Origin of the sequence: Spirulina sp. 06S082, assembly GCF_034932145.1 — a bacterium.
Classification (GTDB): domain Bacteria; phylum Cyanobacteriota; class Cyanobacteriia; order Cyanobacteriales; family Spirulinaceae; genus CCY15215.
In genome coordinates, this window is the sequence record NZ_JAYGHV010000442.1 from 1 (window position 1) to 6850 (window position 6850).

Consider the following 6850-nt stretch of genomic DNA (forward strand, 5'->3'; position numbering starts at 1 on the left):
CACGCATTAAAGTTAGAATATCCCTAAATTCTCTAGTTAAATTAAACTCTGTAGAGGCATTAAATTTAACGCCTTTACAGAAAATTTAAGAAGCAATATTAACACTCGAGCAAGTTTTGTCCTCTTCTTTAACACGCTTTGCAGACATAGTATAAATCGATACAATCCAAGTACTTAACCACTCTTGAATCGTAAAAACTTCACGATCGCGATCGACAATATCCGCGATCGCCTCCATCGTTGCTTCATTGGTGGGGAGAACTTTTCCTTGGCGAATCGCTTCAAACTCTTCTAAAGTGATTTTGACCTCTGAAGAACCATAATAGCGGATATCGCGAATTCTATCTTCAATCTGAGTAGGGGTTTGACGGGATTTCTCAATACAGTAGGCGATCGCTTGAGGGAGATTTTTTAATGCAGGAGGTTTGGCTAACAGCAGGTTGGGTTGAGGTAAAGTAGGTTCTGGGGATGGAAGCATTTTCACCAATTGAATCGTTTTAGTTGCCAAATCGGACATTTGTTGTAGGGCTGATAATACATTCGGTGCTGTCTCATCGTCAATATTTTCTGTAGTGAGATTCTCTGATGTTAAAGGAAGTGAGTCGGGATGTTCTCCCGTATCGAGATAGCGCATTAATTGCCAATGTTCCCAACCGAGATGATGCGCCAATTTCCTCAATTTTTGCGGATCGGGTTCGGCTCGAAAATCTAACGTTAACCATGCTTTAACCGTCCTTCCCGAGCCTAAATCGAGGCGAGTGGCAAATTTGGTATAACTTTCTCCACCGCGCCATTCTGCTTGGAGTAAGCCGCACAATCTATCTCGATATCCGTCTGGTAATTTAGCATTCATATTTTATCTGGTGGCGATCGCGTTTCTAAGATTTCAGCAAAGTCTACTTCTGGGGAATTTACCAAATTTTGCACCCTTCTTGAAAGGATTAATGATTTCTCAGATCGAGGCGATCGGTAATGTGTCGTAATATACAAAATTATGCCAAACAGTAAAAAGCGATCGCCAATGCGATCGCCTTTCAGAAAAACAAAGTAATTAGCTCTAGCTTTCAATATTGATATAGGGTAGAAGTGACATATATCTAGCCCGTTTGATCGCTAAAGTTAAATCTCGTTGTTGCTTTGCGGTTAAATTCGTAATACGACGAGGAAGAATTTTGCCGCGTTCGGTAATGAACTTGCGGAGTAATTCGATATCCTTATAATCGATGGGATCTCCAGGTTTAATTGGAGAAAGACGTTTGCGGTAATAAGCCATGATTGTTCTTTTGTACTAATTTTTAGGGGATCGAGTGGGGAAATGTTTTTACCGGATAACCGATTATTTGATTTCTTTGTGAACGGTATGCTTATTGCAATGAGTACAAAACTTCTTCAATTCCATCCGTCCGGTGGTATTGCGACGATTTTTCATTGTTGTATAGCGAGAAACCCCGTTCGATCGCTTATCGGGGTTAGTGCGACATTCCGTACACTCTAAGGTGATGATGATTCTAGCGCCCTTTTTGCTTGCCATAATCTAAGTAATTCCATCCGTGCCTAATTTCAACGCAGCTTTCTATCTTCGCATACGATAGCGCAAATCCGCAAGGAATCTTCGCAAGCGAATATCGAGAGAATACCCTCGCTTGGTTTGAACCATGACGGTACCGAAGAAGCGATCGTGAAAGGCTTGATTCCAGTCGTCGTCAGCGTAGGCGATCGCGCAATCGACAATGAGGGGAGAAACCAGCAAAAGGGTGGAAAAAGGATTGATAAAGAAGAGATTGAAGCCGATCGCGGCAAAAGTGGCCAATCCTCCCAAACACCCTTCTCGCTTGGCAAGGGCGAATAAATCTGGTACTTTGCGGAAGCGCAGATCGAGAACTTTGATATCCATACACCAAGATCCCAAACTTTGACCTTGATTTTTATCCACAACCACCACTCGCAGGAGAATCCAAGCTAAGAAGAAGACAATCGCTTGTACGGCACCTTTCCCAGCAAAGGAACTCAGCAGCCATGTCAAGGTTAAATCGATGGCAAAAGCGTAAAAACGCCGTTCAAAGGGAACGCGAGGAAATTTTTTGGGGGGAAGGAGATCGGGTTCCATGGGTTTCAAGTTGCGGGGAAGATGAGATCGTGCCGGTTTGTTCCCAAACCTATCTTATCAATGCCTGGGTTAAGATTGGTGCGATCGAGGCAAAAAGCGCGATCGCGGAACCGAGAATCTAAACCATTGACTGAATATAATTGCGCCAACCCCCATAATTTGTAATTTCTTTTTTTCCCTCACAAGCAATTGTTTCGCCAACCACCCCCAGCACTTCTTCTCCACTATCGAGGCGAACTTTACCAATACACAAACCAGGCGGTTCTTGTAATAAGATTTGTGCTAATCCTTCTAAAGGAACTGCCCAAATTTCAACATCAATGTTAGTTCCTGACTCATTCACGCGCTGCATAGCAGGATACTTATCATCAATTGACCACAAACGATAAGTGGGTTCTGTTTGTGCTTCCTTGACAAATTCTGCACCGACATTGAGCAAATTTTGATTGAGTTTTAAATCTCGCATTAACGTGCCATTGACAGCCAAATTAATTGTTTTCATGCGTCAACACCTTGAAGATAGTTTTATGCCATTATCCGCTCAACCCGGAAAAAGTTGCTATGGTTTGAGATGCGATCGCGCCCCGTGAATCCCGAAGCCGCCATTTATGATGCTGCTTTGCAGTTAATCTTCAGTAATTCACTAATCTTCTTGCCCGTCGATCCCCAACAATGGGATGATATGAGAACAGTTTTGGGCGATCGCGGTCAGCCAGCCTTGACCAGCATTCATTTCCCATGCCACCGTAGTTAATAATAAACTTAAGAAAATATGGTCGTTGCCAGCCAATCCCTAGAAGAACTTTGCATCAATTCCATCCGCTTTTTAGCCATTGATGCCGTACAGAAAGCGAATTCCGGTCATCCTGGGCTACCGATGGGAGCCGCCCCCATGGCCTTTGCCCTCTGGGATCGTTTTTTGCGTTTCAACCCCAAAAACCCCAAGTGGTTTAACCGCGATCGCTTTGTCCTCTCTGCCGGTCACGGCTGTATGTTGCAATACGCCCTGCTCCACTTAACGGGCTATGATAGCGTCAGTATTGAAGATATTAAGCAATTCCGCCAGTGGGGATCGAAAACCCCAGGACACCCCGAGAACTTTGAAACGGAAGGGGTAGAAGTTACTACCGGTCCCCTCGGACAAGGCATCGCCAATGGTGTCGGTTTAGCAATGGCTGAAGCTCATTTAGCCGCCATGTTCAACAAGCCAGACGCGACCATTGTAGACCACTATACCTACGCGATCGTTGGTGATGGTTGCAATATGGAAGGAATTTCCGGAGAAGCCTGTTCTTTAGCCGGACACCTCGGTTTAGGGAAATTAATCGCCCTCTACGATGATAATCATATCTCCATCGATGGGTTTACCGATCTATCCTTCACAGAAGATGTCAGCAAGCGGTTTGAGGCTTATGGCTGGCACGTCCAGCACGTTCCCGATGGTAACACCAATGTAGATGCGATCGCGGCAGCCATTGAAGCGGCCAAGAAAGTCACCGATAAGCCCTCTTTAATCAAAGTCACCACCACTATCGGTTACGGTTCCCCCAATAAAGCCAACTCCCACGACTCCCACGGTGCAGCATTAGGGGACGATGAAGTGGCTGCAACCCGGAAGGAATTGGGTTGGGAATACGGCTTTTTTGAAGTTCCCGAGGATGCCTTGGCACACTTCCGTAAGGCGATCGATCGCGGTGCCAGTGCAGAAGCAGAGTGGAATCAAACCTTTGCCACCTACAAAACCAAGTATGCCGCAGATGCTGCCCTTTTCGAGCGTCTGATTAGCGGTAAACTGCCCGCAGATTGGGACAAATGCCTGCCCGTTTATACCCCGGAAACCAAGAAAGATGCGACTCGGAATCAATCTGGGGTGACTTTAAATGCGATCGCAGGAATGCTACCCGAACTTTTTGGCGGTTCTGCTGATTTGGCTCCCTCAAATAAGACCCTAATCAAGGGTACAGGGGATTTCCAGAAAGGACAGTACGCTAACAAAAACCTCCGTTTCGGCGTTCGGGAACACGGTATGGGGGCAATTTGTAATGGTATCGCCCTGCATGGTTCCGGCTTAATTCCCTACGGTGCAACCTTCTTGGTCTTCACTGACTATATGCGGAATGCCATTCGCTTGTCTGCCTTGTCTCAAGCGGGAGTAATTTGGGTCATGACTCACGACTCCATCGCCCTCGGGGAAGATGGACCCACTCACCAACCCGTCGAACATATCGCATCTCTGCGAATGATCCCCGATTTAATTGTTTATCGTCCTGCGGATGGGAATGAAACTTCGGCAGCTTATAAAGTTGCCGTGGAAAAAGCTAAAGCAGAAGGGAAGAAACAACCCACTCTCTTAGCCCTCTCTCGCCAAGGTTTACCCAATTTGGAAGGCAGTTCCATTGCCAAGGCAGAGAAAGGCGCTTACGTCCTGTCTGGGGGCGAAGGAACGCCGGATATTATCCTCATCGGTACCGGTAGTGAGGTTGAGCTTTGCGTGAATGCAGCAGATAAGTTACGGGCTGAAGGCAAGAAAGTCCGCGTCGTTTCCATGCCCAGTTGGGAGATGTTTGAAGCACAAGATGCGGCTTATCAAGAGTCTGTTTTACCGAAAGCCGTTACAACTCGTTTAGCAGTAGAAGCCGGAGTTACTTTCGGTTGGGGTCGCTATGCAGGCAGCGAAGACAATACCATTGGTATTAATCGTTATGGTGCTTCTTGTCCTGGTGATGTAGCCCTCGAAAAATTTGGCTTCACCGTTGAGAATGTTGTTAGTAAAGCTAAGTCTTTAATGGGCTAAGTTTTAAGTTTGTGCGATCGAATGGGGTGGGTTTTTCCTGCCCTATTTTTTTGTTTAATTGATTTTGTTTAAATGAACAGAGTGCGGAGAAAATCTCCGCACGCTTCCGGAGTTTATTCGTCGATCGTTACTTTGACCATTTGAACCGGAGTTTTCGGGCGATCGCCTTGTCCTGTTGGGGTTGTTTCAATCGCTTTCAAAACATCCATTCCCTCCGTAACTTTCCCAAAAACAGGATGCTTAGATGCCCCAGGACTAAACCAATCTAGATAGGAGTTATGAACAGTATTGATAAAGAACTGGCAACTCCCACTATTCGGGCGACCTGTATTAGCCATAGATAGAGTTCCGGGTTCGTTAGAAAGTTTCCCATTCTCGGGATGCTCATCTTGGATGCACCCATCAGGACCGTTACCCGTCCCCGCTCGGGAAGAGTTAGGATCCTTACTGTGAGGACAACCAAACTGCACCATAAAATTGTTAATCACCCGGTGAAAATGTAGACCATCATAAAAGCCACTTTTGGCCAATTTAATGAAATTTCCTGCCGTGATGGGCATAACGTCGGTGAATAGCTCAACGGTGATGTTCCCAAGGGAAGTTTCAAGGATTGCTGTGGGATTTGCCATGAATGTTGAATTTATAGTCCGTATAAGGTTTTACTTTCTCGCTATCCAGTTTACTTAAAATCAATGCTTAATCTTCTTCTCGTCCAATAACTGGCGATCGCCGATAGATGACTGGTGACTGAATGAATGATAGGATCGCTTATGCTGTATTGGTAACGCGGAATGGCTGAAACTCTATTTTTTAATGCACTCCGAGACGCAACGGATGAGGAAATGGGACGGGACGAAACCGTTCTCGTCCTTGGGGAAGATGTGGGACATTATGGCGGATCCTATAAAGTCACGAAAGATTTAGCAAAAAAATATGGTGACTTGCGGGTATTGGATACCCCGATCGCGGAAAATAGTTTTTGCGGCATGGCGGTGGGTGCAGCAATGACAGGGTTGCGCCCCATCGTGGAAGGGATGAACATGGGGTTTTTACTCCTCGCCTTTAACCAAATCTCCAATAATGCAGGGATGTTACGCTATACTTCCGGCGGGAATTTTAAAATCCCGATGGTAATTCGCGGTCCTGGGGGAGTGGGACGGCAATTAGGGGCGGAACACTCCCAACGTCTCGAGGCTTATTTTCACGCGGTTCCCGGTCTGAAAATCGTTGCCTGTTCGACCCCCTACAACGCTAAGGGACTCCTCAAAGCAGCCATTCGCGATGATAATCCTGTTCTTTTCTTTGAACACGTTCTCCTCTACAATCTCAAGGAAAATTTACCAGACTACGAATATATCTGCGCCCTCGATCGGGCAGAAATCGTGCGACCGGGAAAAGATGTCACAATTTTGACCTATTCGCGAATGCGTCACCACTGTACCCAAGCCGTTAAACTCCTCGAAAAGCAGGGTTTAGAGTACGATCCTGAAATCATCGATTTGATTTCCCTCAAACCCTTTGATATGGAAGCGATCGCCAAATCCATTCGCAAAACCCATCGCGTTATTATTGTCGAGGAGTGCATGAAAACGGGAGGAATTGCTGCGGAATTGGTAGCACTCATTAACGAACAACTTTTTGATGAACTGGATGCACCGATCGTGCGCTTATCTTCTCAAGATATTCCCACGCCCTATAACGGAACATTGGAACATCTCACCATCATCCAACCTCCCCAAATTGTCGAAGCGATGCAGAAACTTATGACTGCACAGATATAGTGGATAGTGGATAGTTGAGAGTGGATAGTGGATAGTGGATAGTGGATAGTGGATAGTGGTTAGTGGTTAGTGATTAGCGGGTAGTGGTTAGCGGGTAGTGGTTAGCAGGTAGTTGAGAGTGGATAGTGGATAGCTTCTTGATTGCTGACCACCCCTCCCACACCCCCC

General features: G+C 46.0%; 10 protein-coding genes. 3 read left to right on the forward strand and 7 right to left on the reverse strand.

Annotated features, from left to right (window positions below; translation table 11 throughout):
* Nucleotides 1–85: 85 nt before the first annotated feature.
* From VB714_RS26400 to VB714_RS26425, 6 genes are all read right to left on the reverse strand, one after another.
* A complete protein-coding gene (locus VB714_RS26400) occupies nucleotides 86–853 on the reverse strand; it encodes a hypothetical protein (RefSeq protein ID WP_323228247.1) in 768 nt (255 codons plus the stop codon).
* Nucleotides 850–1068, reverse strand: coding sequence for a hypothetical protein (locus VB714_RS26405; protein ID WP_323228249.1), 219 nt, complete (start codon nucleotides 1066–1068; stop codon nucleotides 850–852). Before VB714_RS26405 ends, VB714_RS26400 begins: the two co-directional genes overlap by 4 nt.
* Entirely contained in the window at nucleotides 1058–1273 is a 216-nt protein-coding gene (gene rpsR / locus VB714_RS26410; RefSeq protein ID WP_323228250.1) for a 30S ribosomal protein S18, read from the reverse strand. Before rpsR ends, VB714_RS26405 begins: the two co-directional genes overlap by 11 nt.
* A 63-nt stretch (nucleotides 1274–1336) precedes the next feature.
* Nucleotides 1337–1531, reverse strand: coding sequence for a 50S ribosomal protein L33 (gene rpmG, locus VB714_RS26415; protein ID WP_204105395.1), 195 nt, complete (start codon nucleotides 1529–1531; stop codon nucleotides 1337–1339).
* Nucleotides 1532–1573: 42 nt separating this feature from the next.
* Nucleotides 1574–2107: an RDD family protein gene (locus VB714_RS26420; RefSeq protein WP_323228251.1), complete on the reverse strand. Its 534-nt coding sequence runs from the start codon at nucleotides 2105–2107 to the stop codon at nucleotides 1574–1576.
* A 118-nt stretch (nucleotides 2108–2225) separates the two neighbouring features.
* On the reverse strand, nucleotides 2226–2609 hold the full coding sequence (locus VB714_RS26425) for a gamma-glutamylcyclotransferase (RefSeq protein ID WP_323228254.1): 384 nt from the start codon (nucleotides 2607–2609) through the stop codon (nucleotides 2226–2228).
* A gap of 54 nt (nucleotides 2610–2663) precedes the next feature.
* Here VB714_RS26425 and VB714_RS26430 point away from each other — a divergent pair, with 54 nt between their 5' ends.
* On the forward strand, nucleotides 2664–2861 hold the full coding sequence (locus VB714_RS26430) for a hypothetical protein (protein ID WP_323228256.1): 198 nt from the start codon (nucleotides 2664–2666) through the stop codon (nucleotides 2859–2861).
* Between the two features lie 18 nt (nucleotides 2862–2879).
* A complete protein-coding gene (tkt, locus tag VB714_RS26435) occupies nucleotides 2880–4901 on the forward strand; it encodes a transketolase (RefSeq protein ID WP_323228258.1) in 2022 nt (673 codons plus the stop codon).
* A 113-nt stretch (nucleotides 4902–5014) separates the two neighbouring features.
* Here the strand turns inward: tkt and VB714_RS26440 are convergent, their stop codons facing one another.
* On the reverse strand, nucleotides 5015–5530 hold the full coding sequence (locus VB714_RS26440; RefSeq protein ID WP_323228260.1) for a peptidylprolyl isomerase: 516 nt from the start codon (nucleotides 5528–5530) through the stop codon (nucleotides 5015–5017).
* 162 nt (nucleotides 5531–5692) lie between these two features.
* Here VB714_RS26440 and VB714_RS26445 point away from each other — a divergent pair, with 162 nt between their 5' ends.
* Nucleotides 5693–6682: an alpha-ketoacid dehydrogenase subunit beta gene (locus tag VB714_RS26445; RefSeq protein ID WP_323228262.1), complete on the forward strand. Its 990-nt coding sequence runs from the start codon at nucleotides 5693–5695 to the stop codon at nucleotides 6680–6682.
* Nucleotides 6683–6850: the final 168 nt, after the last annotated feature.